This window comes from Enterococcus sp. S183_ASV_20 (assembly GCF_018919685.1).
In the GTDB taxonomy this organism is placed as follows: Bacteria; Bacillota; Bacilli; order Lactobacillales; family Enterococcaceae; genus Enterococcus; species Enterococcus faecalis.
Genome location: NZ_JAHLRI010000013.1, coordinates 1 through 25,644, shown reverse-complemented (window position 1 = coordinate 25,644; position 25,644 = coordinate 1). Strand labels below are relative to the sequence as shown.

The 25,644-nt window shown below is 36.8% G+C and carries 25 protein-coding genes, 1 tRNA gene and 1 other annotated feature; of the genes, 23 read left to right on the top strand and 3 right to left on the bottom strand.

Going from position 1 to position 25,644, the window contains the following annotated elements; genetic code table 11:
* Positions 1–98: 98 nt before the first annotated feature.
* The 7 genes from KQI94_RS06605 to KQI94_RS06575 all read left to right on the top strand — a co-directional run bounded on the left by KQI94_RS06605 (position 99) and on the right by KQI94_RS06575 (position 6,113).
* On the top strand, positions 99–683 hold the full coding sequence (locus tag KQI94_RS06605) for a thymidine kinase (protein WP_002356618.1): 585 nt from the start codon (positions 99–101) through the stop codon (positions 681–683).
* Between the two features lie 11 nt (positions 684–694).
* Complete coding sequence (gene prfA / locus KQI94_RS06600) at positions 695–1,768, top strand: peptide chain release factor 1 (RefSeq protein WP_002356619.1); 1,074 nt, start codon at positions 695–697, stop codon at positions 1,766–1,768.
* Complete coding sequence (prmC, locus tag KQI94_RS06595; RefSeq protein ID WP_002368928.1) at positions 1,761–2,594, top strand: peptide chain release factor N(5)-glutamine methyltransferase; 834 nt, start codon at positions 1,761–1,763, stop codon at positions 2,592–2,594. Before prfA ends, prmC begins: the two co-directional genes overlap by 8 nt.
* 43 nt (positions 2,595–2,637) lie before the next feature.
* Positions 2,638–3,660, top strand: coding sequence for an L-threonylcarbamoyladenylate synthase (locus tag KQI94_RS06590; protein WP_002368930.1), 1,023 nt, complete (start codon positions 2,638–2,640; stop codon positions 3,658–3,660).
* 75 nt (positions 3,661–3,735) lie between these two features.
* Entirely contained in the window at positions 3,736–4,974 is a 1,239-nt protein-coding gene (glyA, locus tag KQI94_RS06585; protein WP_002356623.1) for a serine hydroxymethyltransferase, read from the top strand.
* 131 nt (positions 4,975–5,105) lie between these two features.
* Positions 5,106–5,735: a uracil phosphoribosyltransferase gene (gene upp / locus KQI94_RS06580; protein ID WP_002356624.1), complete on the top strand. Its 630-nt coding sequence runs from the start codon at positions 5,106–5,108 to the stop codon at positions 5,733–5,735.
* Positions 5,736–5,840: 105 nt separating this feature from the next.
* Positions 5,841–6,113 (top strand): membrane protein, encoded by a 273-nt coding sequence (locus KQI94_RS06575; RefSeq protein WP_002356625.1) that lies wholly within the window; start codon positions 5,841–5,843, stop codon positions 6,111–6,113.
* A gap of 73 nt (positions 6,114–6,186) precedes the next feature.
* On the opposite strand, the gene KQI94_RS06570 is transcribed toward KQI94_RS06575, so the two are convergent.
* A complete protein-coding gene (locus tag KQI94_RS06570; protein WP_002381528.1) occupies positions 6,187–6,423 on the bottom strand; it encodes a hypothetical protein in 237 nt (78 codons plus the stop codon).
* 158 nt (positions 6,424–6,581) lie between these two features.
* Here KQI94_RS06570 and KQI94_RS06565 point away from each other — a divergent pair.
* A tRNA-Thr gene (locus KQI94_RS06565) sits at positions 6,582–6,654 on the top strand.
* Between the two features lie 50 nt (positions 6,655–6,704).
* On the opposite strand, the gene KQI94_RS06560 is transcribed toward KQI94_RS06565, so the two are convergent.
* Both KQI94_RS06560 and KQI94_RS06555 read right to left on the bottom strand, forming a co-directional pair.
* Positions 6,705–7,031: an AzlD domain-containing protein gene (locus KQI94_RS06560; RefSeq protein WP_002362235.1), complete on the bottom strand. Its 327-nt coding sequence runs from the start codon at positions 7,029–7,031 to the stop codon at positions 6,705–6,707.
* Positions 7,018–7,725, bottom strand: a complete 708-nt coding sequence (locus KQI94_RS06555; protein ID WP_002356628.1) for an AzlC family ABC transporter permease — start codon at positions 7,723–7,725, stop codon at positions 7,018–7,020. Before KQI94_RS06555 ends, KQI94_RS06560 begins: the two co-directional genes overlap by 14 nt.
* A 213-nt stretch (positions 7,726–7,938) precedes the next feature.
* Here KQI94_RS06555 and KQI94_RS06550 point away from each other — a divergent pair, with 213 nt between their 5' ends.
* From KQI94_RS06550 to KQI94_RS06480, 15 genes are all read left to right on the top strand, one after another.
* Positions 7,939–8,490, top strand: coding sequence for an XRE family transcriptional regulator (locus KQI94_RS06550; RefSeq protein WP_002368931.1), 552 nt, complete (start codon positions 7,939–7,941; stop codon positions 8,488–8,490).
* Between the two features lie 112 nt (positions 8,491–8,602).
* Entirely contained in the window at positions 8,603–9,934 is a 1,332-nt protein-coding gene (locus tag KQI94_RS06545) for a hypothetical protein (protein WP_002368933.1), read from the top strand.
* Positions 9,935–10,110: 176 nt separating this feature from the next.
* Positions 10,111–14,415 (top strand): bacterial Ig-like domain-containing protein, encoded by a 4,305-nt coding sequence (locus KQI94_RS06540; protein WP_002368934.1) that lies wholly within the window; start codon positions 10,111–10,113, stop codon positions 14,413–14,415.
* 198 nt (positions 14,416–14,613) lie between these two features.
* Entirely contained in the window at positions 14,614–15,315 is a 702-nt protein-coding gene (locus KQI94_RS06535) for a bacterial Ig-like domain-containing protein (RefSeq protein ID WP_002356634.1), read from the top strand.
* Positions 15,316–16,752, top strand: a complete 1,437-nt coding sequence (locus KQI94_RS06530) for a helix-turn-helix domain-containing protein (RefSeq protein ID WP_002368936.1) — start codon at positions 15,316–15,318, stop codon at positions 16,750–16,752. It abuts the gene before it with no gap.
* A 243-nt stretch (positions 16,753–16,995) separates the two neighbouring features.
* Positions 16,996–18,183 (top strand): FtsW/RodA/SpoVE family cell cycle protein, encoded by a 1,188-nt coding sequence (locus tag KQI94_RS06525; RefSeq protein WP_002367107.1) that lies wholly within the window; start codon positions 16,996–16,998, stop codon positions 18,181–18,183.
* Between the two features lie 24 nt (positions 18,184–18,207).
* Positions 18,208–18,567: an arsenate reductase family protein gene (locus KQI94_RS06520; protein ID WP_002368937.1), complete on the top strand. Its 360-nt coding sequence runs from the start codon at positions 18,208–18,210 to the stop codon at positions 18,565–18,567.
* Between the two features lie 5 nt (positions 18,568–18,572).
* On the top strand, positions 18,573–18,887 hold the full coding sequence (locus KQI94_RS06515) for a glycine cleavage system protein H (RefSeq protein WP_002413422.1): 315 nt from the start codon (positions 18,573–18,575) through the stop codon (positions 18,885–18,887).
* A gap of 53 nt (positions 18,888–18,940) precedes the next feature.
* Positions 18,941–19,188 (top strand) — a binding site (T-box leader).
* Between the two features lie 113 nt (positions 19,189–19,301).
* On the top strand, positions 19,302–20,339 hold the full coding sequence (locus KQI94_RS06510) for a methionine ABC transporter ATP-binding protein (RefSeq protein WP_002356639.1): 1,038 nt from the start codon (positions 19,302–19,304) through the stop codon (positions 20,337–20,339).
* Positions 20,332–21,018 carry a methionine ABC transporter permease gene (locus KQI94_RS06505; protein ID WP_002356640.1) on the top strand — a complete coding sequence of 229 codons (687 nt, stop codon included), beginning with the start codon at positions 20,332–20,334 and terminating at the stop codon, positions 21,016–21,018. The genes KQI94_RS06510 and KQI94_RS06505 overlap by 8 nt, the downstream gene beginning before the upstream one ends.
* 14 nt (positions 21,019–21,032) lie before the next feature.
* Positions 21,033–21,851, top strand: coding sequence for a MetQ/NlpA family ABC transporter substrate-binding protein (locus KQI94_RS06500; RefSeq protein WP_002359679.1), 819 nt, complete (start codon positions 21,033–21,035; stop codon positions 21,849–21,851).
* 347 nt (positions 21,852–22,198) lie between these two features.
* On the top strand, positions 22,199–23,014 hold the full coding sequence (locus KQI94_RS06495) for an isoprenyl transferase (RefSeq protein WP_002362225.1): 816 nt from the start codon (positions 22,199–22,201) through the stop codon (positions 23,012–23,014).
* Entirely contained in the window at positions 23,011–23,811 is an 801-nt protein-coding gene (locus KQI94_RS06490) for a phosphatidate cytidylyltransferase (RefSeq protein ID WP_002359680.1), read from the top strand. Before KQI94_RS06495 ends, KQI94_RS06490 begins: the two co-directional genes overlap by 4 nt.
* A gap of 763 nt (positions 23,812–24,574) precedes the next feature.
* Positions 24,575–25,225 carry a diphthine--ammonia ligase gene (locus KQI94_RS06485; RefSeq protein ID WP_002368939.1) on the top strand — a complete coding sequence of 217 codons (651 nt, stop codon included), beginning with the start codon at positions 24,575–24,577 and terminating at the stop codon, positions 25,223–25,225.
* A gap of 87 nt (positions 25,226–25,312) precedes the next feature.
* A complete protein-coding gene (locus KQI94_RS06480; RefSeq protein WP_002362220.1) occupies positions 25,313–25,540 on the top strand; it encodes a hypothetical protein in 228 nt (75 codons plus the stop codon).
* Positions 25,541–25,644: the final 104 nt, after the last annotated feature.

The window sequence follows — 25,644 nt, the reverse complement described above, 5'->3', positions numbered from 1 at the left end:
TTTTCAGAAAAATGCACGACCATTTTAGCTAAAAATACTGTTTTTTTGCTGAAAATATAGTAAAATACGTAAGGAACTAACGGAAAGGTGTAGTGAACATGGCTCAATTATTTTTCAAGTATGGCGCAATGAACAGTGGTAAAACCATTGAAATCTTAAAAGTAGCACACAATTACGAAGAACAAGACAAACCAGTTGTTTTGATGACCAGTGGACTAGATACACGTGATGGTGTCGGGAAAGTATCCAGTCGCATCGGATTACGCAGAGATGCTATTCCAATTTTTGAAGAAACCAATGTCTTTGACTTGATTAATGATTTGTCTTACAAACCTTTTTGCGTATTAGTCGATGAATGTCAATTTTTAAACAAGCATCATGTCATTGAATTTGCACGAATTGTTGACGAATTAGATATTCCAGTAATGGCATTTGGGCTAAAGAATGATTTTAGAAATGAATTATTTGAAGGCTCAAAGTATTTACTTTTATATGCAGACAAATTAGAAGAATTAAAAACGATTTGCTGGTTCTGTCATAAAAAAGCAACTATGAACTTGCACTATATTGATGGCAAACCCGTTTATGAAGGGGATCAAGTCCAAATTGGTGGGAATGAAGCCTACTATCCTGTTTGTCGCAAACATTATTTTCATCCAAAAACAGTGAATGAAGAACAGTAAGGAGAGACACTATGTACGATCAATTACAATCTATTGAAGATCGCTATGAGGAATTGGGCGAATTATTAAGTGACCCAGCAGTCATTAGTGATACAAAACGTTTCATGGAATTATCGAAGGAAGAAGCTAATACACGTGAGACGGTTGAGGTTTATCGCCGATATAAACAAGTTGTTGAAGGGATTAGCGATGCCGAAGAACTTTTAAGTGAAAACTTAGATGCGGAAATGGCCGAAATGGCGAAAGAAGAACTTTCTGATTTGAAAAAAGAAAAAGAAGTGTTAGAAGACCGCATTAAAATTTTATTATTACCAAAAGACCCAAATGATGATAAAAATATCATCATGGAAATCCGTGGTGCAGCCGGTGGTGATGAAGCCGCACTTTTTGCTGGCGACTTATTTAATATGTACCAAAAATATGCAGAAGCACAAGGGTGGAAAGCGGAAGTTTTAGAAGCGAACGTCACTGGAATCGGTGGATATAAAGAAGTAATTATGATGATTTCAGGAGATAACGTCTTTTCAAAATTAAAATACGAAAGTGGCGCTCACCGCGTGCAACGAGTTCCTTCAACAGAATCACAAGGACGGATTCATACATCGACAGCAACCGTTGTAGTTATGCCGGAAGCGGAAGAAGTCGAAATCGAATTAGCTGATAAAGATATCCGTGTCGATATTTATCATGCAAGTGGCGCTGGTGGACAGCACGTCAATAAAACCGCTTCGGCTGTTCGTTTAACCCATTTACCAACAGGAATCGTGGTCGCAATGCAAGATGAACGTTCACAGCTAAAAAACCGTGAAAAAGCAATGAAAGTTTTGCGTGCTCGTGTGTATGACCAAATTCAACAAGAAGCACAAAGTGAATATGATGCTAACCGTAAATCGGCGGTGGGGACCGGAGATCGTTCAGAACGAATCAGAACGTATAACTTCCCACAAAATCGAGTAACGGATCATCGTATTGGTTTAACCATCCAAAAACTAGACCAGATTCTTGCTGGCAAATTAGATGAAATCATTGATGCATTAGTCTTATATGATCAAACATCGAAATTAGAAGAGATGCAAAATGGCTAAACGTTACTTTGAAGTCCTTAACTGGGCTTCTTCTTTTTTAGAGGCGCAAGGCAAAGAAGGCTATGCTATTCACTATGTTTTTTTAGAACGTAAAGGTTGGGATAAAACGCAGTGGCTCCTGCATATGCAAGAAGAAATGCCCAAAGAAGAAGAGGAACAATTAAAAACGGATTTAGCCCAATTATTGACAGATTACCCAGCACAATATTTACTAGGACAAGCTGAATTTTATGGACATTCCTTTATTGTTAATGAACATACTTTGATTCCTAGGCCAGAAACAGAAGAATTAGTCGAGCGTTGCTTAAAAGCCAATCCAGATACTCCTTTGACGGTCGTGGATGTCGGAACAGGGACAGGTGCCATTGCGATTAGCTTGAAACTGGCACGGCCCAACTGGCGAGTTATTGCCATTGATCTTTCAGAGGAAGCGTTGACTGTCGCTAAACAAAACGCGCAAGTATTAGGTGCTGACATCGAATTTTATCATGGGAATGGCTTACAGCCAGTTGCTTCTGAAAAAATCGATCTGCTTATTTCTAATCCGCCCTATATTAGTGAACAAGAATGGCATTTAATGGATGCAAGTGTCCGAACGTATGAACCTAAAACCGCTTTATTCGCTGAAAATAACGGTTTGGCTTTATACCAACAATTAATTCATGAAAGTCAAACGATGCTTAAAGCAGACGGTAAAATTTATTTTGAAATAGGGTTTCAACAAGGCGCGGCCCTCCAAGAATTATTGAGCGCCGCCTATCCACAAAAAACAATTAAAATTGAAAAAGATTTATCTGGCAACGATCGCCTCGCGATAGCCGAGTAACTAAGGTTCTTCGTCGCCACTTTTCTAGAAGGAGCGATTTGCAATGGAAACAAAAAAATTAACCAAACAAGAAATAGCCCAAGCAGCAGCAGCCATTCAAGCAGGTGAGCTAGTGGCTTTTCCAACAGAAACTGTTTATGGCTTAGGTGCCGATGCCTTAAATGAAGCGGCAGTAAAAAAAGTTTACCAAGTAAAAGGCCGCCCCAGTGATAATCCATTGATTGTTCATGTGAACAACGTTGAGATGGTCAAAAAATACGTGGCGACCTTACCAGAAGTCGCTACAAAATTGGTGTCTGCCTTTTGGCCGGGACCATTAACTTTAATTTTTAATGTGCCTAGCGATACATTTTCTAAAACAGTAACAGGTGGTTTAGAGACAGTCGCTTTTCGTATGCCAGATAACCAAGCGACCTTAGCTTTGATTGAACAAGCCAATGTTCCATTGGTCGGACCAAGTGCGAACACTTCTGGCAAGCCTAGTCCAACATCTGCAGAGCATGTTTATCATGATTTGCAGGGGAAAATTGCTGCCATATTAGATGATGGCCCAACGCAGATTGGGGTGGAGTCAACGGTCTTAGATTTAACGGCGGAAGATGGTGTGCCAGTTATTTTACGACCAGGAGCAATTACCAAAGAGCAGTTGGAAAGCATTATTTCCCAAGTGAAAATCGATACACATTTAATTAGCGAAAATGCAGCACCCAAAGCGCCAGGGATGAAATACAAACACTATTCTCCTGATGCGGAAGTTTGGATTATAAGCGGTCAAACAGCAGAATGGCAAGCGGCGATTCAGCAAGCAACAGAACAACAGGAAAAAATCGGCTTATTTTTAAGTGATGAACAGGCAGCACAACTAGATACAGAAAATGCGTTTGTTTATTCTTATGGTGCAGAAACGGTTGAAAATGCCACAAAAGAACTATTTGCAGGGTTAAGAGCGTTAGATGAGCAAGGAGCTACCACGATTTTTGCGCAAGGATTTGCAGAAACTGGTTTAGGCACTGCTTACATGAATCGCTTGAAAAAATCAGCTAATCAAAAATTTTTTGAAAAATAAGAGGTATTTGTAACGAAGCTGACACAGAAGTATGATACAATCAGACAAAAGAAAACAAAATGGAGTGTTGTTTGAATGGATTACAAAACGTATGACCCAGATTTATGGAATGCAATTGCAAGAGAAGAAGAGCGCCAAGAAAATAACTTGGAACTAATCGCATCTGAGAATGTTGTGTCAAAAGCAGTTATGGCTGCCCAAGGAAGTATTTTAACGAATAAATACGCAGAAGGTTACCCTGGCAAACGGTACTATGGTGGTTGTGAATTTATCGATATCGTAGAAAATTTAGCTATCGATCGTGCCAAAGAATTATTTGGTGCAAAATTCGCGAATGTACAAGCCCATTCAGGTTCTCAAGCCAATACAGCGGCATACCTTTCATTGGTTGAACCAGGTGATACCATTTTGGGGATGGATTTATCAGCTGGTGGTCACTTAACACATGGTTCGCCCGTTAACTTTAGTGGAAAAACCTATAATTTTGTCAGTTATGGAGTGGATCCTTCAACAGAAGTAATCGATTACGATGTCGTGCGAATTTTAGCAAGAGAACATCGTCCAAAACTAATCGTTGCAGGCGCAAGTGCGTATTCACGAACGATTGACTTCAAACGTTTCCGTGAAATCGCTGATGAAGTAGATGCCAAGTTAATGGTTGATATGGCGCATATTGCAGGCTTGGTAGCTTCAGGGTTGCACCCAAATCCAGTTCCGTATGCTGATATCGTAACAAGTACGACCCATAAAACATTGCGTGGTCCTCGTGGCGGTTTAATTTTGACAAATAGCGAAGAATTGGCGAAAAAAGTAAATAGTAGTATTTTCCCAGGCATTCAAGGTGGCCCATTGGAACATGTGATTGCCGGAAAAGCCGCAGCTTTTAAAGAAGCTTTGGATCCAAGTTTTGCTGAATATAGTCAGCAAGTGATTGCAAATGCGCAAGCGATGACGAAAGTTTTCAATCAAGCGCCAGAAGCTCGTTTAATTAGTGGGGCAACAGACAACCACTTATTACTGATTGAAGTGACAGGTTTTGGTTTAAATGGAAAAGAAGCAGAAGCTATTTTAGATAGTGTAAATATTACTGTCAATAAAAATTCAATTCCGTTTGAACAATTAAGTCCATTTAAAACAAGTGGTATCCGTATTGGAACGCCTGCGATTACTTCACGTGGTTTTAAAGAAGAAGATGCGGTAGAAGTTGCTAAATTAATCGTTCAAGTCTTAAAAGATCCAGAAAATACAGCAGTTCATGATGAAGTCAAAGCAGCTGTAGCAGCGCTAACTAAAAAATATCCATTATATAACTAACATCAGGGATAGCTGAAGCGCGATTCTCTGTACAAATAAGAGTCGGAGCTTAGGATTTAAGGAATTCAACTTGTGTCCTAGGCTCTTTTGTTTTACAATAAGAAAGAATAAAATAATGAAGGAGAATAGATATGGGAAAATTTCAAGTAATTGATCATCCGCTAATTCAACACAAACTAACAATGATTCGCGAAAAGAACTGTGGGACAAAGGTTTTCCGCGAAGTTGTCAACGAAATTGCTATGTTAATGGCTTATGAAGTATCACGGGATATGCCTTTAGAGGATGTTGTCATCGAAACACCGATGGGTAAATCAACACAAAAAACACTTTCAGGGAAAAAAGTAGCAATCATTCCTATTTTACGTGCCGGTATTGGCATGGTTGATGGGATTTTAGAATTAATTCCAGCAGCGAAAGTTGGACACGTTGGACTTTACCGTGATGAAGAAACATTGCAACCACATGAATACTTCGTGAAATTACCTGAAGACATTGCAAGTCGTCAATTATTTGTTGTTGACCCAATGCTAGCAACAGGTGGTTCCGCAATTATGGCCATCGATTCATTAAAAGAACGTGGTGCTAGCAACATTAAGTTTGTATGTCTAGTGGCCGTTCCAGAAGGTGTGAAAGCTTTACAAGAAGCGCACCCAGATGTAGATATTTATACAGCAGCTTTAGATGAGCGCTTAAACGAAGACGGCTATATCGTTCCTGGTTTAGGGGATGCTGGTGACCGTTTATTCGGAACAAAATAATAACAAAAAACCGTTAGGTAACCGATTATGGTTACTAACGGTTTTCTTTTGCTTAAAGAACTTTTCTAGGTGTATAATAAAAAATAAAAAAACAAAGGAGTAGCTATGAAAAAGAATAAAAAAGTCTTACACGCTATCGCTGTGATTGCTAGTGTGATGTCAGTTTTGATGTATGTTTCATATATTCCACAAATTTATGGAAATTTACATGGGGAAAAAGGCAATCCGACGCAACCATTAGTGGCAATGATTAATTGTATTTTTTGGACGATTCACGGGCTATATGGAGACGATGGAGAAACACGTGATAAGTCCATTATTTTTGCTAATGTTCCTGGAATTATTTTTGGTTTTTTTGCGTTTATTACAGCATTATAGTTTCCGACGAATTGGAAAGTATTCCAATTCTGTACATAAAAAAGAGCGGGGGAAATTTCCCACGCTTGAAGAATTAAATCTTTTTCAATTGTTTGTAATTAATAACAATCACACCATTGCTGTGCACCATTAAGTGATTGTTTTTTTGCGTTTCGTCAATTTCGACGACAGCGGCATTTTTTAATTGTTTCGTAACAACGCCTGTTTGTGGCTGTCCGTGAACAAGAAAAGTAACATGGGTGTCAACGGCGAAATCCTTACCAGCATCCGATGGAACAACAGGAGTAACCATACCATTAAAATTTGACATACAAAAAACCATCCTTTCTTGATATCTCTATTATACCACATTTTCAGAAAAAAGTTTGTAAAGTCGCTATTTGGCTTATTTTAAAGAGATTTTGCATAAATAAATAACAAACAGACTTTACAAATAAAGTAGAAAGTCCTATAATAGATTTGTTTCAGGCCAGCTTAGCTCAGTTGGTAGAGCAACGCACTCGTAACGCGTAGGTCACAGGTTCGATCCCTGCAGCTGGCATCTAAAAAAACAGACAGGCACTACCAGATGGTAGTGCCTGTCTGTTTTTTTTAGATAAAATTTTGGATTAGTGCAAATGAAGCAATGCCTACCAGTACAATAAGTAATAAGTTTTTAGTAAGTATTGCGGCTAAAATGGTAGGGAATGAAGCGAATAAATAAGGAAGATTGAGGCTTGGTAAATGCCCAATTCTTTGTTCAAATAAGCTACTAAACCATAAGGCGGACATAATCACAATGGGAACAAAACTTAGATATTCTAATAATTTCTGTGGCAGACTGATTTTTTTTAAAAGTAAAAATGGCAGTATTCTTGAAAGCCAGGTTGCAACGGTACAGCCTAAAATTGTTAAAAAGAGATACTCAGAAGAAGGCATGTTTTATCATCACTCCTATTCCACAACCGATTAACGTGACAACTAAGACAATTAAATTACTGGGAATAAAAATTAGACCAATAGACATCAACCCAAAAGTAATCAGGACCATGATGAGTTGTAAAGCGATTTTCATGGAACGATCACTAATTATCTGCAGATAGAGTAAACCAATGAACATAGCCACGACCGCAAACTCAAGACCTAATGCTTGAGGGTTTGCAATAAAGCGCCCTAGATAGGCACCGATGATCGTCGAAAAAACCCAAGTCGCATAGGAAATCAAATTGGCAGCATTAAACCACTCAAAACTTAAACGTCCTTTGGTGTGGTTTAATTTATTCATTCCTAGTGCAAAACTTTCATCCGTCAGTAAGGTTCCCAACCAGAGATTTTTACCGAGAGATTCGGCTTTAAAGTAAGGCGCAATGGTCATTCCCATAAGAATCATACGCGCATTTACTAAGAAAGTCGCTAACACAATAGATAAAATAGGGCTGCCACCAGTCAACATACTAACCGTTACAAACTGAGCAGAGCCTGCAAAAATAAAAAACGACATCGCACTAACAATAAGAGGGGAAAAACCTGCTGCTTGTCCTACGATACCAAAAGCAATGCCAATACCAATATAGCCAAAAACCGTAGGCAAGGCTTCACGAATGCCAGTGCGTGCATCTAATTGGTGGTTCATTCTCTTTTTTTCCTTCTTTCTGTATAAAATTTAAACACGTGTGTCTGAAAATCTAGACCTTCGATAATGAGACACAACGAGCGAATGAGCGTTTTCATTATTAACCACTCCTTTTGAACAACTAAGATATATATTGTATAATACAATAAAGAATACTTTTGTTCAATATATTAAACTTTTGGATGATAAAAAGAAACAGAAGGAGCAACTATTTTGGAGATTAATACAATTATTGGCAATAATTTAAAAAAAATTAGACAAGAAAAAAAACTTACGTTGGATGAACTAGCTGGGATAACCGGAGTCAGTAAAGGGATGCTTTCGCAGATTGAAAAAGGAACCACCAATCCTACTATAAATACAATTTGGAAAATAAGTAATGGACTTAATGTTCCGTATACGTATTTATTAGAAGATGACTATGTTAAAGAAAATCCCGTGGTAAAAAAAACTGAGACGGTAACACAACATTCTGAAGATCACTCCTATCGAGTCTTTAATTACTACTCAGACAACCAGGAAAGAAACTTTGAACTCTTTCAGTTTGAATTAGATCCAGGGAAAAAGTATCAAGCTGTTGGGCATTCAAAACGTTCGACAGAATATGTCATGGTTATTCAAGGAGCATTAGCTATTGAAGTGGGCGGTCAGAGATATCTTCTTCCAAAAGACGCCGCTATGTATTTTGATGCTAATCAAGTACACACGTATATAAATGACGGAACAGATAAAGTCCAAGCAGTCGTCATTAACTATTATACGTAACAGTGGAAAATAGACATTAGGAAATTGCTACATCTGTTATTTTATGGACAAAAAAAGTAAACAATGCTACCCTAAAAATAATAGAAAATGAAAGATAAAAGAAGAGGTCAAAATGAATAAAAAAATTGAAAGTCTTGGTAATACAGCATTAAGTTTACTAAGTAATACGATTATTGTTGTGCCTTATTTACTTTACATTCAATTGAGTGATGGACACAACCTTTTAACAATTTTACCATTTGTCTTATTTTATACATTGCGTATGACAGGCATTTTTCTGGTTCGAGGAATTAATTTGTCTTTAAGTAGTCTAGGTCTACTAAAGATTTCTCTATTGTTAGGCTTGGCAGGATCCTTAATTGGGATCGCCGGCGCTTTTTCTTTCCCGCTTTATAGTATTTCAGGAATGTTGTTAGGACTTAGTGGGGCGTTGTTGCCACCAAGTAATCAATCAATTCGCTTTTTCTTGAAAGAAGAAGGTCAAAAAATTAGTCACAGCAATCTTTTAACGACAGTCTTATTGACCGCTGTTTTATTTGGCGCTTTATTTTTTAAAGCGACTGAGATTGGACTGGCGTTATTGGTGTACGCGCTCTATTTTCTGGTTGCTTTAGTAGCAATCAAGAGCTATCCTGTTTCATTAAACGAGCTAGAAGAAGAATCAGCAGAAGTTTCACGAAAAGAATTAATTCTGTTTGTTATCTTTTTTGTGTTATTACTTTTATTAAGAAGTGGTCGCTTATTAACGAATGCGGTGGAATTTGATTATGCGATTGTTGGCGCCTGCTGTTTCTTTGTGGTGGCTGTCCTTTTCGTTAGTCATTATGGCAAACGCGGTGCGTATAAAGTATCATTAGAAATGAATCTTGCGACCTTGATTAACGGGATTGTCGGGAACTATTTATTTTTATTTGGTTCCATTTATGTTGCAGGGGTTTATGGCAGAGCTCATATGGGCATCTATCTCTATTTACCTTATGTTTTAGGGATGATTTTTGCAATGATTGCAGCTAGTAAAACGAAACAATGGTCAAACAACATACCAATGATTGGTCTGGCGGGAAGTTTGGGAATATTACTTTTTACCTCGTGGACTATTTTAGGCCTGTTTCTCTTGAGTTTTTTCAAAAGCACATTGAATAGCTTTTTAGCTAGGCGATATTATCAAGAGACAGATTTGCCAAAAGATAGCCGCATCCTTATCAAATATACAACACAAACAAAAGGGAGTTTATTCCATCAATTTATTTTGATGGCGCTTATGTTAGTCACTGTAGTAGGCAAAGGTGGCACGACACAATTTTTATTAGAATTGACTGGCGGCAAAGGTATTTCAACGCAAACAAGTCAATTTTTAACTTTCATTAAAAATAGTAACTCGCTCTTAGTGTTATTGTTTATTGCAGTTTATTTCGTGGTCGTTTTTCGTCAAAAGAAACGATAATTTACAAATATTAATAAAAAAATACTTGGAAAAACAGTGATTGTGGCTGATTTTCCAAGTATTTTTTTATGAAAAGCTGTTTTTTTTTTTTCGAAGATTCAAAAAAAATTAATCAATTGTTTCATTTTTAACAAGCTATTATTAGGTTATATGAATTTTATTGAAAGGGGATTAGTATGAAGAAAAAAACTTTTTCTTTTGTGATGTTGAGTATACTTCTCGCACAAAATTTCGGGTTTGCCGTAAATGCCTATGCTGTAACAACGACAGAAGCACAAACAGAGACCACTGATACAGCAAAAAAAGAGGCAGAGTTATCGAGCACAACACCAGCTTTACCTTTAGCAACAACGACTACTTCAGAAATGAATCAGCCAACTGCAACAACTGAATCGCAAACCACAGAGGCGAGCACAACAGCTGCCAGTGATGCTGCTACACCATCTGAACAACAAACAACGGAGGACAAGGACACCTCACTTAATGAAAAAGCCCTACCAGATGTTCAAGCGCCAATTACAGATGAACTACTTGACAGTATGAGTCTTGCGCCGATTGGTGGAACAGAATACAGCCAAACAGAGGTTCACCGCGAATTAAATACAACACCGGTAACCGCTACGTTCCAATTTGCTGTTGGAAACACAGGTTATGCACCTGGATCAGTTTATACAGTTCAATTACCAGAACATTTAGGTTATTCAACTGTTAGCGGAGAAGTGACAGGCATTGGCGCAACTTGGGCAGTCGATGCGGCAACCAAAACATTAAGTATTACGTTTAATCAGCGAGTTTCGGATACCTCCTTTAAAGTAGAACTAAAAAGTTATCTAACAACAGATTCGGAACCATTAATCAAAATTGAAACTCCAGGAAAAAATAAAAAAACCTACTCGTTTGATTTATATGAACAAGTGGAACCAATTCAATATAACGAACGAACCAGAACGACGGGGTTAGATGGCGAAATTTTTTATAATTTAGACCGGACGTTAACTGGCAATCAAACATTAGAATTATTAACAACAGAGACGCCAGGCGCTGTCTTTGGAAAACAAGATAACTTGGAACCTCAAGTTTTCAGTTACGATGTCGACATTAATGGTCAAATTTTACCAGAAACGCAAACCCTGTTAACACCTGGAAAAGATTATACATTAAGCGATAATTCACTAGGGCGGATTGCTGTAACTGTTCCAAACATGAATCAACAAAAAGCCTATTCTTTATCGATTAATCGAACAATTTATTTAGAGAGTGCTTCGGACTATAACTACTTATATTCGCAGCAGTACCCAACCACAAAAATTGGGTCAATTTCTTTGAAAAGTACGACAGGAACTAAACAAACAACCGATTTTACTGCTAAGACGAGTCAAACAAGTAAAGTAATTGCTGATCGTGAAATGCGTAGTATGTCCTATATCAGTTTTCAAAGCAAAGGGAAATATTATGTAACAATTTATGGCACGTTAACAGAAACAAAAGTGGGTCAACAAATCGTATTAGAGAGTACAAACGGTCAAGAAATTAAGAATCCTAAATTTACGGCGTATGGTCCTTTATATGAAAATGTAAAATTGGAAGACTATTTTGATATTAAAACTGAAGGTGGCAAGCTCACTTTAACGGCCACAAAAGATAGCTATTTAAGAATAAATATTTCTGATTTAACAATGGATTTTGACAAGAAAGATATCAATCTATCATTAAGTACACCTGTAATTGGTCCCAATAAAGCCATTCAATTAGTATCTGATCAATATATTGAACCAATTAGTGTTGTTAATCCTTTGAATGCTGAAACTGCTTGGGGTAATTATGATCAAAATGGTGCCTATTCATCAAGAACAACTGTCTCAGTTATGGGAAGCAAAGAGACACCGATTCAAAATTTAGAAATTAAAGTAAAGCATCCTAATTATCTTTCATTACGAGCTACAAAAGAAATTTATTTTTATTACAAGTTAGGAACGGATTATACAGTAACGCCAACGTCAGATGGTTCAGTTATTAAGTTCACTACGCCAATAACCAACGAAATCCAAATTCCAATTGGTTTTAATTATGTGCCAGATAGTTTGCCAAAAGATAAAAGTATCCCAGTCGATACGATTCCGATAACAATGAGTGCTGAAGGTTTAACTCCAGTTGATACGACAGTAACTACTAATAGTAAGCGTGGTTCTGAACGAACACTTCAAAGTAGTAAAAATCAATTCCTTGTCAATGCACGAAATGATTCTTTTGACTCACTAAGCGTCCGTACAAAAATTCCAGCTGGCGCCGATGTTCTTTTTGACATTTATGATGTTTCAAACGATCAGGTAGATTCAATTTATCCACAATACTGGGATCGTGGTCAATACTTTGATAAACCAATGACACCAAACAGTCCTGGATACCCAACGATTACTTTTGACGAAAATACCAATAGTTACACATTTGATTTTGGAAAAACCAACAAACGTTACATTATTGAGTATAAAAACGCCAATGGCTGGATCGACGTGCCAACTCTTTATATAACAGGGACAGCTAAAGAACCACAATCGAATAATAATGAAGGGTCTGCTTCGGTTTCTGTTCAAAATGAAGCGTTAGACATTTTGAGTGCAACACAAGCGGCGAATCCAACATTAAAAAATGTAACAAAAACGACAGTAACAACAAAAAATATTGATAATAAAACACATCGTGTGAAAAATCCAACGATTGAATTAACACCAAAAGGCACAACCAATGCTCAAATCGATTTGAATTCTATTACCGTGAAAGGCGTGCCAGAAGATGCTTATTCATTAGAGAAGACTACAAACGGTGCGAAAGTCATTTTTAAAGACTATACATTGACAGAAAACATTACGATTGAATACAATACTGTCTCTGCAAACGCTGGCCAAATCTATACAGAAACAACAATCGACTCTGAAACATTGAACCAGATGTCTGCTAGCAAGAAAAAAGTCACCACTGCGCCAATCACATTGAAATTCTCAGAAGGTGATGCGGAAGGTATTGTTTATTTAGCAACTGCCACATTCTACACGCATAACGTAGAGGATGAAAACCAAGCAATTGCGAAGGTTTCTTTTGAACTAATTGATAATGTCACGCATACAGCAACCGAATTTACAACAGATGAAAAAGGTCAATACTCCTTTGATGCCATCATGACAGGTGATTATACTTTGCGAGTAACGAATGTACCGCAGGAATATTCCGTGGATGAAGAGTATTTGACAGGAAAAGCCATTAAGCTGGTCAAAGGAGACAACCAACTAAAAATTCCATTAACGAAAACAATTGATCACAGTCGTTTACAAGTCAAAGATTCAACGATTTATGTCGGCGATTCATGGAAACCAGAAGAGAACTTTGTTTCAGCAACAGATAAAACAGGTCAAGACGTTCCCTTCGAAAAAATCACTGTTTCAGGTCAAGTTGATAACACCAAAGCAGGCGTTTATCCAATTATTTACAGTTACGAAGGTAAAGAAGAAACAGCCCATGTGACCGTCAAACCCGACCAATCTAAGTTAGAGGTCAAAGATACAACGATTTATGTTGGTGATTCGTGGAAACCAGAAGATAATTTCGTTTCAGCGACAGACAAAACAGGTCAAGACGTTCCGTTTGAAAAAATTGATGTTCAGGGAACAGTGAATGTTGATAAAATAGGCGATTATGAAATTGTCTATAAAAATGGCACAAAAGAAGCGAAAGCAATCGTTCATGTTCGTGATGACAGTCGTTTACAGGTCAAAGATACAACAATTTATGTGGGTGATAAATGGGAAGCAGAAGATAACTTCGTTTCAGCAACAGATAAAACAGGTCAAGATGTCCCATTCGAAAAAATCACTGTTTCAGGTCAAGTTGATACTAGCAAAGCAGGCGTTTATCCAATCGTATACAGTTACGAAGGTAAAGAAGAAACAGCTAATGTGACTGTCAAACCCGACCAATCTAAGTTAGAGGTTAAAGATACAACGATTTATGTTGGTGATTCTTGGAAACCAGAAGATAATTTCGTTTCAGCGACAGATCGTGATGGTCATGCTATATCCTTTGATAAGGTTCAAGTAAAAGGGGAAGTTGATACAAAGAAAACAGGAGAGTACCAGATTTCCTATACCACTGAGCCAGTTAATGAAACCAAACCAGCTGTGCAGTCACGACTTTTCTCAATATTTTCAAACGAAACACCTCGTCAATTAACGACAGTAGCAACTGTTCATGTGATTGATCGTAATCCTACACCGCTACCAGATAAAAATGAGAACAACCAGACTAGTTCTTCAACGAATCAAACCACGATAAAAAGTAGTCAGTATGTCACACATATTGTGAAACCTGACAAGCAAGGACGTTATCCAAAAACGGGAGAACAAACTAATGGTCTATATCGTGTGCTAGGACTTGTTGTGTTACTTATTGTGATTATTAGTGGTATAGTCATCAAGAAGAAACGAAAATAATTAAATGAGCGTGGGGCAAAAGTTTAAAGTAACTTTTGTTCCACGCTTAAAAGATGAATAAGTGCATGAATGAGGGTAGCTGTTTCCTTGGAAAATAGGAAGTTTTACAAGTGACTTTTATTTTAAGAACACCTATTAGCAGGTTTTTCTGTTAAGATAGTTATTTTTATGAAATAGTTTGGAGGAATAATAAACGAGATGAACCAGCGAACTATTTATTATGGTAGTATCGGCACAGCCTTATTTCTTTCTTCAGGAATGTTGATTGCTTCAGTGAATAGCTATGCAAACGAAGCGACAACACCAGGCAAATACACCGTGACTTATGAAGTGGATGGCAAAATTGAAACAGCAACCATTACGGTCAAAGAAAATCAAACGGAACTTAAATTAAAAGACACGTTTTTAGGAGTTAATCAAGCATGGTCACCCTTAGACAATGTCGTTTTTCTAAAAGATAAAGAGGGTCGTCCTTTAAATTTAGAAAATGTAATTATAGAAAATAATGTAAATACTCAAAAAGTAGGCCTTTATTTTGTAACCTTCCGTTACGAGTCATACCTTTCTATTGCGAAGGTGTATGTCAACCCTACTAATTTTGCTGCAGAGGGGAATATGCTTGCAGAGCTTCCTTATAGTCAAGCAATGATTGGCCCAGAAAGACCAATTATTGCCTCGAGACAGGACAAGGAGCAACAAACAAAACAGGAGAAAAAGAAAAATAAAATTGAACAGGAACGAGTAAATAAAAAGGTGCTGTTAAATGATGAGTTGTTGAAAAAAATAGATACGATAGCCCCAGTGGAAATTACTGGAGGAGCGGCAAGTGGGTCCTCTCAATTTGGCACCACTTTAAGCTTCCTGTCAGGCTCACTTTTGTATGGAACAAGGAGAGTTTAAATGGAATTCTTGTTATTAGATGATCGGGAAAATTTAAAATTAGCGATTATTAGAAAGTTAGAGCAACAATATTCATTTTCTGAACGAAAAGATCGTTTATGTAAGCAATTAGCTATTTCTCCTTATTTGCTAGAACGGAACATAACAGAAATCAATGCAGATTTGCAACGCTTTGGTCTGATTAATGAGATGGAAATTTGTGAAAAAAATAATGAAATTTTGTTATCTCAAAGCCTTCGTATTTCTTCAAGTATTATTGAAGAATATTATTTAAAAGACTCGTTAGAATTTAATCTATTAAAAACGATTTTCTTTCATCAGTTTACCTCAATCAAAAAATATGGCGAAAAGCACGGGATGAGTCGAACGGTTGTATACAAAATTGTTGACCATATCCGGAAAGAATTAGGTCAATACGGTATTAAGTTATCCAAAAATTTACAACTTAGCGGCAATGAAATGGCGATTAGACAATATTTTACTATGCTCTATTACCGAATTTACAAAGATTCTGAAGAATTATATAATCAAACAGATCTTCGCGCAGTGAACCAATTATTGGCTCAATTGAAAGGCTCTTATGAAAATATCACTAATTTTCATTTATTTAAACATTATGTATTGGTGGCGTTAGAACGAACGCAGAGAAAAGCTAATTATTTTTTATCCCAAGAAGAAAATCCATTCGCTTTTGATGAAGAAAGTTCGATTTATCAAGAAATTCAAAGTTGGATCAACGAAGTGATGAAGGCGACTCATGCAGAGAAAAACGCAGAAATTCAAGGAATTATCGGCAATTTATCGGTCTATCAAAGTGAACTTATTTCGGAACATTTGCTAAGTTCTCACAATGAGGCAATTACGGCTACAAAAACATTATTCTTTTCTTATATGCCGTTTACAATTTCGGACGAAGAATTTTATCAAGAAATTGTTCCGATTATTTATCAACATCGTTTTATTACGCCGTTCATCGATATCACCTTACGAATTATGGATTTAGAATTTTTTCAGGAACGCTACCCAATTGTTTTTAATAGCTGTCGGCAGTTTTTATTTGCGTTGGATTGCTCGGCGTTTGAGTTTAGTAAGCTTTCTTTATTTTTTGATTTGCTATTAGTGTTATCCCGTCTTTATGACCAAAGGAATGAAAAAAGCACGATCAATCTTTATGTGAATTTTACGCAAGGAGAAAAATATACTCAGTTTATCAAAGAACAAATCAAAATATTCGAATCTTTCAGCATTCACTTTCATTCAGCGATTCGACCAGATACTGATTTAGTAGTTTCGGATTATTTACCAAAAACGTTATTTTCAGTAAAATGTTTAATTTGGTTAGCGCCCCCGCGAGCCAGTGACTGGCAAAATTTTGGCAACGAAATTGTCCGAATTAATAAAGAGCTACAACAAACGAAACAAAGAAAAAGCGAATAAAAACAGTCGCAACGTGTTTTAGTTGCGACTGTTTTTTGTTACTGAATGTTTATAGTAAACTTTCTCATTATCACTGATGTAAAAAATTTAAAATAAAAGCCAAATAGGATTGAAGAAAAAGAAAAAATTGCTAGTGAAGGACCAATTCTCTAAAGTTTTTCTCAAATATAGTAGAATTCCTTTCTTTTCTTCTGTGAGAAAGATATAATAAAAAACGTATGAACAAAGGAAAAGGGATGACGAATGAATAGAAAAGAGAAAACAAATTTAGATAGTCGAATTGATTACGGCGTGATATTACCAGTTTTTCTTTTATCACTAATTGGTATGCTATCGCTTTACGTAGCGCTTTACAATGATCCAAGCAAACCTAAAATTGGTAGCTTGTTAATGAAACAAGGACTGTGGTATTTAGTCGGAGGATTAAGTATTGTCATTATTATGCATTTTAGCTCAAAATTACTCTGGCGGTTAACGCCCGTTTTTTATGCACTTGGATTAGTATTAATGGGATTACTACTGAAATTCTATGACCCCGTACTAGCAGAGCAAACAGGTTCTAAAAACTGGATTCGCTTTGGTGGCACCACATTCCAACCATCGGAATTGATGAAGATTGCGTTTATTTTGATGTTGGCCTATATAGTGACCATGCATAATGTTAAATATGTGGACCGAACACTCAAAAGCGACTTTTGGCTAATCGCTAAAATGCTATTAGTGGCGATTCCGGTAATTGTTTTAGTACTTTTACAAAAAGACTTCGGGACGATGTTAGTTTTCTTAGCCATTTTTGGGGGAGTTTTCTTAATGTCTGGCATTACTTGGAAAATTATTGTGCCCGCCTTTATCATAGCTGCTCTAGTCGGAGCTGGAACCATCTACTTGGTAACAACAGAAACAGGAAGAGACTTATTGTCTAAAATTGGCATTAAAGCTTATCAATTTGATCGGATTGATTTATGGCTAAATCCTTTCCATACAGATCCAGATCGCTCATTCCAACCAGCGCTAGCATTAACAGCAATTGGTTCTGGGGGCCTTTTCGGAAAAGGCTTTAACGTGAGTGATGTGTATGTCCCTGTTCGTGAGTCAGATATGATTTTTACAGTTGTTGGTGAAAACTTTGGCTTTATTGGTGGCTGTTTCATTATTTTGTTGTATTTTATTTTAATCTACCGCATGATTCGCGTTTGTTTTGATACAAATAATGAATTCTATGCCTACATTGCCACAGGAATTATCATGATGATTTTGTTCCATGTTTTTGAAAACATTGGAGCGAATATTGGTTTACTACCATTAACTGGGATTCCATTACCGTTTATTAGTCAAGGTGGTTCTTCCATTTTAGGTAACATGATTGGGGTGGGCTTAATTATGTCCATGCGTTACCAACAAGAAACGGTTCGTACCAGAAGTGGTCGTTAAAGAAAGAAGAAAGAAGGGGTAGAAATGTACACACTTTATGAATATCCTAAATGCTCAACTTGTAAAAAAGCGAAAACGTGGTTAGATCAACAAGGCGTTAAATACCAAGCAATTGATATTAAAGCAACACCGCCTAGTAGTGAACAATTAGCAAAATGGATGAAAGAAACCGGCTTGCCTGTTCGTCGTTTTTTTAACACAAGTGGGGTTTTATATAGAGAACAAGGCTTAAAAGATCTTGTTGACAGTTTTTCTATTGAAGAAGCAAGTCAGCGTTTAGCTGCGGATGGCATGTTGATTAAGCGTCCAATTCTCTTAAAAGACAATACATTTCTAACGAATGGTTTTAAAGAAGCAGATTACGAAGGAGTGCTTGGAAAATGAGTGAAATGAAACAAATCGATCAATTATGGATCGTACCAACAGAAGCAGGTTATAAAATTGGTTTAACCGCCGAAGCCCAAGAGGATTTAGGAAAGATTACTTTTGCAACGTTTCCAAAAGTCGGACAAACATTAGCTAAAGGTGACTCTTTAATTGAATTAGAAGCAGAAAAAGCAGTCAGTGAATTCAGTAGTCCATTATCTGGTAAAGTAGTCGCGATTAATGAAGCGGCTGATCAAGAGCCAAGTGCGTTAGATGAAGAAAATGCCTGGATTGCTGTTTTAGCAGATGTTGAACCAACAGAATTTGAAAATCTTTAGTCTTACGTTGACAAGGCCAATGTTTATTGCTATAATTTTCTCAATCTAATCAAAAGAAAGCTTTGAAAAGAAGAGTACATGTTAAGGACGTTTGAAGAGAGCCCTGTTTGCTGAGAATGGGTAACAGATTTAAGATGGAAGATGGTCTTTGAGCAGAGTAAGTGAGCGAAGCAGTGAACTTACTACGGGGCGCCCGTTACAGCCAACGGTATGCGAAGAATCAAGTACCGTATGAGGTTATTATTGAGAAATAATAACGAATTAAGGTGGTATCACGAAATGACAAACTTTCGTCCTTTTTGCTGTAATAGCAAAAGGATGGAAGTTTTTTTGTTTTTATTAAGCAAATTCGTTTCATAAAAAGTGCGAAACCTTCAAAATAAGAAAGTAGAACAGAAAGAAGAGGAGAACAAAATGGCATTAATTGAATTACGTCATGTAAAAAAAGAGTTTTCCGGTAAAGCGGGTAAAGTCACGGCTTTAAAAGATATTGATTTAACGGTTGAATCTGGTGATATTTATGGCATTATTGGCTATTCGGGTGCAGGAAAAAGTACGTTGGTTCGCTTATTGAATGGACTTGAAACACCTACAGAAGGTGAAGTAGAAATTCAAGGACAAGATATTGCATTGTTGCCAAATAAAGAACTACGAAACTTCCGTAAAAAAATTGGGATGATCTTTCAACATTTTAATTTATTATGGTCACGGACGGTCCTAGAAAATATCATGCTCCCATTGGAAATTGCTGGTGTTCCAAAACAAAATCGGAAAAGCCGCGCAGAAGAGTTAATCAAGTTGGTTGGTTTAGAAGGACGGGAAACCGCCTACCCAAGTCAACTCTCTGGTGGGCAAAAGCAACGAGTGGGGATTGCCCGTGCCTTAGCTAACAATCCTGATATTTTGCTTTGTGATGAAGCAACGAGTGCTTTGGATCCGCAGACAACTGATGAAGTGCTAGAATTACTACTAAAAATCAACCAAGAATTAAATTTAACAGTTGTATTAATTACCCACGAAATGCACGTGATTCGTAAAATTTGTAATCGCGTAGCTGTGATGGAATATGGTGAAATTGTTGAAGAAGGTAAAGTGATCGATATTTTCAAAAAGCCTCAAACAGAAATTGCGAAACGCTTTATCCAACAAGAAGCGGATAAAAACATTGAAGAAACGGAACTGGTTGTCGAAGAAATGTTGGAACAATATCCGAATGGAAAAATTGTTCGCCTACTTTTCCACGGCGAACAAGCGAAATTGCCAATTATCTCGCATATTGTCCAAGAATATCAAGTAGAAGTCAGTATTATTCAAGGGAACATTCAGCAAACAAAGCAGGGTGCAGTGGGTTCTCTTTATATTCAATTATTAGGCGAAGAGCAAAATATTCTAGCAGCCATTGAAGGATTACGTAAACTTCGTGTAGAAACAGAGGTGATTGGAAATGAATAATCGTGGCTTAGCAAGTTTCTTTGATTTTTCGCAAATTGATATAAGTAAACTACAAGAAAAAACGATTGAAACACTTTATATGACAGGGATTTCAATCATAGTGGTCGCCATTTTAGGGTTGATTTTAGGACTATTACTTTTTGAAACGTCAGGCAGAAAAGGGATTTTGAGCCGATTACTGTATTGGCTAGTGGCCATTTTTGTAAATATTTTCCGTTCGATTCCGTTTATTATCTTAATCGTTCTGTTAATTCCTTTTACAAAAATTATTTTAGGGAGTATGTCTGGTGTCAAAGGCTCCTTACCAGCATTGATTATTTCCGCAGCACCTTTTTATGCTCGCATGGTCGAAATTGCTTTTCGTGAAGTCGATAAAGGCGTGATTGAAGCAGCCAAAGCAATGGGGGCCAATCGTTTCCAAATAATTTGGAAAGTTCTATTACCAGAAAGTCTGCCAGCGCTTGTTTCTGGCTTAACCGTTACAACCATTTCCTTAGTGGGCTATACTGCAATGGCAGCTGCTATTGGAGCGGGCGGTTTAGGAAGTTTGGCGTATCAAGATGGCTTCCAACGTGGTCAAAATACAGTTACCTTAGTAGCAACGATTTGTATCTTAATTATTGTCTTTGCGATTCAATGGCTTGGGGATACAGTCGCTAAAAAAATAGATAAACGATAAATGGAGGGAATAAGATGAAAAAACGTACATTATGGTCAGTAATTACTGTAGCAGTAGCTGTCTTAGTTTTAGGGGCTTGCGGCAATAAAAAGAGTGATGACTCGGTCTTGAAAGTTGGAGCTTCACCAGTTCCACATGCAGAGATTTTAGAACATGTAAAACCTTTATTAGAAAAAGAAGGCGTAAAATTAGAAGTGACGACTTATACAGATTACGTGCTACCTAACAAGGCGTTGGAAAGTGGCGATATCGATGCCAACTATTTCCAACATGTGCCGTTCTTTAATGAAGCGGTTAAAGAAAATGATTATGACTTTGTGAATGCAGGTGCGATTCATTTAGAACCAGTTGGGCTTTACTCGAAAAAATACAAATCGTTACAAGAAATTCCTGATGGTTCAACGATTTACGTTAGCTCTTCCGTTTCAGATTGGCCACGTGTTTTAACGATTTTAGAAGATGCTGGTTTAATCACGCTGAAAGAAGGGGTAGACCGGACAACTGCAACTTTCGATGATATTGATAAAAACACTAAAAAATTGAAATTCAATCATGAAAGTGATCCAGCGATCATGACCACTCTTTATGACAATGAAGAAGGGGCTGCGGTTTTAATTAACTCAAACTTTGCCGTGGATCAAGGATTAAATCCGAAAAAAGATGCGATTGCCTTAGAAAAAGAAAGTTCACCTTATGCCAATATTATTGCGGTTCGTAAAGAAGACGAAAACAACGAAAATGTAAAAAAATTAGTCAAAGTGTTACGTAGCAAAGAAGTCCAAGATTGGATTACGAAAAAATGGAACGGTGCCATTGTTCCAGTCAATGAATAAAAAGAAAAAGACAATAGAATAAAAACTTGAGGTCGGGACAGGCGTGTTAAGCTTCAAGAAATAAGAAGAAAGTTCTGAAAGATGCTTTTTGTCTCTCAAGGACGTTCAGCTTATTTCCGAAGAAGCTGCTCCTGTCTCGTTGTTTATTTAAAATTTTAGGGCTAGGCAGATACATCATGTTGATTTACCTGCCAAGTCTAAGTTTTTTTCTTTTAAAAAAGGACCATAAATGATAAAGTTACAAGGAATTTCTTAATTATCAGGAAAATTCAGGGACTATGCATAGGCATTTGCATTAGTTATTGTTATAATAATTAAGATAGATTTTTTGGAATGGAGGGAAAAAGATGTTACGTTTTTTTCCGCAAAAAAATAAATATGTAGAAGAAGCAAGCCAGTACGCCTTTGATAAAGAAGGCCAAATTCCGCAGCACATTGCCATTATTATGGACGGAAATGGACGGTGGGCACAGAATCGAAGACTGCCGAGAATTGCTGGACATAAAGAAGGCATGGATACGGTTAAAAAAATAACGAAGCATGCTAGTCATTTAGGCGTTAAAGTTTTAACACTTTATGCATTTTCAACGGAAAATTGGAAGAGACCAACAGATGAAGTCAATTTCTTAATGCAATTGCCTGTTGATTTTTTTGATACATTCGTGCCTGAATTAATTAAGGAAAATGTTAAAGTCAATGTAATGGGCTACCAAGAGTTTCTACCAAGCCATACGCAAGATGCTGTTAAGCGGGCCATTGAGCAAACCAAGGACAATACGGGCATGGTTTTAAACTTTGCTTTGAATTATGGGGCGCGTGCGGAGCTACTAACTGCCATGAAACAGATTGCTGCAGAGGTTTCAGAAAAAGCATATACGGCAGATGAGATTACAGAAGAAACGATCGCAGATCACTTAATGACTGGCTTTTTACCCACGGAACTTCGCGATCCAGAATTGTTGATTCGAACAAGTGGGGAAGAGAGAATTAGTAATTTCTTGCTATGGCAAATTGCTTATAGCGAGTTGTTTTTTACAAAAGCATTATGGCCTGATTTTTCAGGGGACACTTTAGAAACCGCGATTGCTTCTTTCCAAAATCGTAATCGTCGTTTTGGAGGTCTAAAAGAAACTACAGAAACAGAAGGGAGCGATCCGCAGTGAGACAACGTGTCATCACAGCTATCGTCGCATTAATCATCTTTATTCCAATTATCTGGTATGGTGGTTTTGCAATTGAGATTGCCGCTGTTGCTTTGGCAGTAGTCGGCGTGTACGAGTTATTCCGTATGAAAGGATTAACGTTATTAAGTTTTGAAGGTGTTTTATCAGCATTAGGGGCCGTTTTTTTAGTTATCCCAACAATTAAGTGGTTAAACTTTTTGCCGGAAATGCAAACAAATTTCATTTTATTTTATGTCACTGTAATGTTGTTGTTAGGTGCTTCGGTGATTTCTAAAAATACATATACGATTGAAGAAGCTGGCTTTCCAGTTATTGTCAGTTTATATGTAGGGATGGGGTTCCAGAACTTTATTAGTGCCCGTTCCGCAGGTTTTGAAGTCTTGTTATTTGCTTTATTCATTGTCTGGGCAACGGATATTGGTGCATATCTATTTGGACGACGATTTGGTCGTCATAAATTGATGCCAGATGTTTCACCCAACAAGACAATAGAAGGTGCACTTGGTGGTATTTTATCAGCCGTGGTTGTAGCAGCGTTGTTTTTAGTTTTCACAGCTAATAAAGGGCTATTTCCTTATCCAATGCCGGTGATGCTTGTATTGACGGTTCTATTTTCTATAGTAGGGCAATTCGGTGATTTGGTTGAATCTTCTATCAAACGTCATTATGGCGTGAAAGACTCTGGTAACATCTTGCCAGGACATGGTGGTATTTTAGATCGTTTTGATAGTTTATTATTTGTTTTCCCAATTATGCACTTATGTGGATTATTTTAAATTGATTAACAAAATTTAAAAAAGTATCGTCAAATAAGCAAAAATCCAGAAGAGTCTCTCTTCTGGATTTTTGCTGTTTATTGAGATAATGCGTGAAACACTGACAGGGTATGTTTGAGATAAGTTTAATTTTAAACATTCGGTGGTTTTACTCTTTAATTGACAATAGCCTTCTCTTTAAAGAGAAGGCTATCTAACGAATCAATATTATTATTTTAAAGTTGGATCAGACTATTTCTAGTATTCAAGTATTTTTCATTTAAGCGATGTATTCCCTACCTCTAATACATCCTTGTATCTCTCTAGACACGCCAGTTTTGAATAAAATCATCAAAACAATTGAATGGTTCGTTTAAAAATATTTTTCGTGTTCTAATTATTATAACATAAAACTCGTCAACTGACCACTAGCTGACGAGTTCATAATTTTTCCAGATAAATAGACAGCCGTTTTCCGCCGACTGTCTAAGATTAAGATAGATTTGTAAAGAAGTGAATAAATGCTTCCTACTATCTCTTTATAACATGAGGAAAAGAAAACTGCAAAAGATAGCTGTGTTTTTTGAAAAAAAGATCAGCTGGTTTCCGCCAGCTGATCATCCGTTGAAAAGAGATATAAAGAAGTGAATAAAGCTTGCTTTACCTCTATTTTATACCATGTTTTGATTCAAATAACTATTCAGTATTAGTTATACTTAAATAATAAATATGTATACGGATGTATTGTTTTGAGGTATAGTCATAGAGAAAAGAGGGAACGTTTATGAAAAAATTTTGTTTAAGTTATAGCTCTGGTAAAGATTGTTTATTGGCGATGGATCGATTAATACAAGCAGGAAATCAGCCAGTAGCGTTAGTGACAACACTAAGTGATGAAATTAATCGTTCTTGGTTTCACGGGATACCAATCTCCGTCTTAGAAGCAGCGGCTGAAGCGTTAGATTTACCACTTGTTATATCACATAACAATGAAACAAATTACACAGAAAAAGTGGTTGAGGCACTGCATGAAACTAAAAAATTGGGTGCAGAAACGGTTTGTTTTGGCGATATAGATATTGAACAAAATGGTGCTTGGGATCGCCAAGTTGCATTAAGTGCTGGGCTTGAGCCACAATTACCTCTTTGGCAGGAGAATCGCGAAGCACTTGTCAAAGAATTCTTGGCAAAAGGGTACACAGCAATTATCAAAACGGTCAGCAAAGAGGCAGGTATTCCAATAAAATTTTTAGGAGAACCGTTAAATGAAACATTTATCACGTATCTTAAAGAGCATCAATTAGATATTTGCGGAGAAAACGGGGAGTACCATACGTTGGTAATTGACGGCCCGCTATTTAAAAAGAGGCTCCATTATTATGCTTCAGGAATTTATGAAAGTCCTTATGCTTATTCCTTGATTATTGATGCTTAAATGAAAGTAAAAGGACACAAGCTGCCACTTTTTCTAGCGATATGCTATAATTAACTTAAGAAAAGTAGAGAAAGTGAGTGGTTAATTATGGAAGAAACTGTCTTTTTTAATTTAGGAAATGCCCTTGCTTCAAAAAGAGATCAAAAAGAATTAATTAAAGAAGCCCAAATTGCGAAAGATACTCGAAAGATTCCAGGAAAACTGATTATCGTTGAAGATGAAGAAAATGGTACCCATATTTTATTTGAATTAGCTGATCAAACAGAACCATCTGCTGAAACAAAAGAATTCAAAGTGAAAAAAGTGATTGATTAATAAAAAAGCAACGAATTTTTCTAAATTTGTAGTGACCCCAAAAAGTTAGACTTTTTATAGAGTGGATTTTTCCACTCTATTTTTATGCAGTTTTTTGATTGAAT

What these genes read in the sequence shown, in the direction of transcription:
- KQI94_RS06540 (WP_002368934.1), top strand. Translation starts at nt 10,111, where the DNA reads ATGAAGAAAAAAACTTTTTCTTTTGTGATGTTGAGTATACTTCTCGCA.
- KQI94_RS06485 (WP_002368939.1), top strand. Translation starts at nt 24,575, where the DNA reads ATGAAAAAATTTTGTTTAAGTTATAGCTCTGGTAAAGATTGTTTATTG.
- KQI94_RS06510 (WP_002356639.1), top strand. Translation starts at nt 19,302, where the DNA reads ATGGCATTAATTGAATTACGTCATGTAAAAAAAGAGTTTTCCGGTAAA.
- KQI94_RS06515 (WP_002413422.1), top strand. Translation starts at nt 18,573, where the DNA reads ATGAAACAAATCGATCAATTATGGATCGTACCAACAGAAGCAGGTTAT.
- KQI94_RS06525 (WP_002367107.1), top strand. Translation starts at nt 16,996, where the DNA reads ATGAATAGAAAAGAGAAAACAAATTTAGATAGTCGAATTGATTACGGC.
- KQI94_RS06505 (WP_002356640.1), top strand. Translation starts at nt 20,332, where the DNA reads ATGAATAATCGTGGCTTAGCAAGTTTCTTTGATTTTTCGCAAATTGAT.
- KQI94_RS06480 (WP_002362220.1), top strand. Translation starts at nt 25,313, where the DNA reads ATGGAAGAAACTGTCTTTTTTAATTTAGGAAATGCCCTTGCTTCAAAA.
- prmC (WP_002368928.1), top strand. Translation starts at nt 1,761, where the DNA reads ATGGCTAAACGTTACTTTGAAGTCCTTAACTGGGCTTCTTCTTTTTTA.
- KQI94_RS06605 (WP_002356618.1), top strand. Translation starts at nt 99, where the DNA reads ATGGCTCAATTATTTTTCAAGTATGGCGCAATGAACAGTGGTAAAACC.
- upp (WP_002356624.1), top strand. Translation starts at nt 5,106, where the DNA reads ATGGGAAAATTTCAAGTAATTGATCATCCGCTAATTCAACACAAACTA.
- KQI94_RS06530 (WP_002368936.1), top strand. Translation starts at nt 15,316, where the DNA reads ATGGAATTCTTGTTATTAGATGATCGGGAAAATTTAAAATTAGCGATT.
- KQI94_RS06500 (WP_002359679.1), top strand. Translation starts at nt 21,033, where the DNA reads ATGAAAAAACGTACATTATGGTCAGTAATTACTGTAGCAGTAGCTGTC.
- KQI94_RS06520 (WP_002368937.1), top strand. Translation starts at nt 18,208, where the DNA reads ATGTACACACTTTATGAATATCCTAAATGCTCAACTTGTAAAAAAGCG.
- KQI94_RS06570 (WP_002381528.1), bottom strand. Translation starts at nt 6,423, where the DNA reads ATGTCAAATTTTAATGGTATGGTTACTCCTGTTGTTCCATCGGATGCT.
- KQI94_RS06590 (WP_002368930.1), top strand. Translation starts at nt 2,638, where the DNA reads ATGGAAACAAAAAAATTAACCAAACAAGAAATAGCCCAAGCAGCAGCA.
- glyA (WP_002356623.1), top strand. Translation starts at nt 3,736, where the DNA reads ATGGATTACAAAACGTATGACCCAGATTTATGGAATGCAATTGCAAGA.
- KQI94_RS06495 (WP_002362225.1), top strand. Translation starts at nt 22,199, where the DNA reads ATGTTACGTTTTTTTCCGCAAAAAAATAAATATGTAGAAGAAGCAAGC.
- KQI94_RS06535 (WP_002356634.1), top strand. Translation starts at nt 14,614, where the DNA reads ATGAACCAGCGAACTATTTATTATGGTAGTATCGGCACAGCCTTATTT.
- prfA (WP_002356619.1), top strand. Translation starts at nt 695, where the DNA reads ATGTACGATCAATTACAATCTATTGAAGATCGCTATGAGGAATTGGGC.
- KQI94_RS06575 (WP_002356625.1), top strand. Translation starts at nt 5,841, where the DNA reads ATGAAAAAGAATAAAAAAGTCTTACACGCTATCGCTGTGATTGCTAGT.
- KQI94_RS06545 (WP_002368933.1), top strand. Translation starts at nt 8,603, where the DNA reads ATGAATAAAAAAATTGAAAGTCTTGGTAATACAGCATTAAGTTTACTA.
- KQI94_RS06560 (WP_002362235.1), bottom strand. Translation starts at nt 7,031, where the DNA reads ATGCCTTCTTCTGAGTATCTCTTTTTAACAATTTTAGGCTGTACCGTT.
- KQI94_RS06555 (WP_002356628.1), bottom strand. Translation starts at nt 7,725, where the DNA reads ATGAACCACCAATTAGATGCACGCACTGGCATTCGTGAAGCCTTGCCT.